Raw genomic sequence first — 1,174 nt, 5'->3', positions numbered from 1 at the left:
TTTTTTTCATCCAACATTTCTATTTCTTCTGCTGTCCCATATTTTTTAATTAACCATTGACAGTAATAGCTATCTGCTAATTTGGAAGGACGTCCTCTTTCAAATTCTGAAAAATACCTCCTTTCAAGGGATAAGGAACTTTCCTCCATCTCAAAGAGAAACTCCTCCAGATCTTCCTCCGTACCTTTCCCTCTAAATTTTTCAAACAATTGTTTTCTGAAAGAGTCGTATTGCTGTCTAATTTTTTCCTCTAATAACTTCTCCTTCTCCTTTAAAATTCTTTCTTCCTTTAATTCCACCTGCTTAATTTTTTTAGCCTCCATCAACTCCAACTCACGTCTATAGTATTCTTCTTTCATGGCTTTAAGTAGGTAACCTCGTTTATTGTTAACATGAGATAGAAGAGCCACTTTCTCCATGGAAAAGTCTAAAAGTTTTTTATTGTACCTGCGCAAAAGCTTCTTATAAAAATCTTGCCCGAAAGAAGAAAGGACCCCACCCTTTGTGTTTTCTTCCAAAGAAAAAGAAGCTCCCGAAGGGGTATAAAATGACTCGGAAAGCTTTTGGTCTTGCGGATTACCCTCCTTAAAGTCAAAGGTAAACTGTATAGCTTTGACGCTACGGCCATTTTTTTGAGGCATATACTCTAAGTTCATATCTGAAAAGCTATTGATATCATCTTTTACCGCCTCTAATACTTTTCTTTTAAGCTCATAAAACTTGAGATATTTTTCTTGAAACCCCAATACTTCCCTCAGCAAAACAAGGTCAAACTCTCTTTTTTTCCTTCCCTGGTTGAGGTACTCCTTACACAATTCATATATTTTGAGCGAGCTCTTATTTTTAAAATTACTGACGTGCTTGAGTGTGTAAGAGGTATAAGCACTCTTCAACTGTAACAGGAAGCCTTTCATGTCATTATTGAACCGGATAACAATGAAAGGTTTCCCTTTTTCTCCTGATGATTTAGAAATAAAACCGTAAGTAGCCCATTTGTTGCCTTCTATTATTTCAATATAACTTCCCTGTAACTCTTTTGCTGCATTTCTAATTCTTTCATAATCATAACCTTGTAATTTATCTTTTTCACCATACCCCAAAACTGCCCGAATCGGTATACGTAAATCAGTAAATTCTGTATCATTTTTTTTTATCTGGGACATTCCAAGCAAAA

The 1,174-nt window shown here is 35.3% G+C and carries 1 protein-coding gene; it reads right to left on the bottom strand.

The window, feature by feature from the left end; all coding sequences use genetic code 11:
- A partial coding sequence (locus E1171_RS01025; protein WP_187696145.1) for a replication initiation protein occupies positions 1–1,163 on the bottom strand: 1,163 nt, incomplete at its 3' end.
- Positions 1,164–1,174: the final 11 nt, after the last annotated feature.

The sequence above is a fragment of the Xanthovirga aplysinae genome (genome assembly GCF_009711365.1).
Lineage (GTDB): Bacteria > Bacteroidota > Bacteroidia > Cytophagales > Cyclobacteriaceae > Xanthovirga > Xanthovirga aplysinae.
Note: the sequence above shows the minus strand (reverse complement) of the source record. Positions and strands in the feature narration are given on the sequence as shown.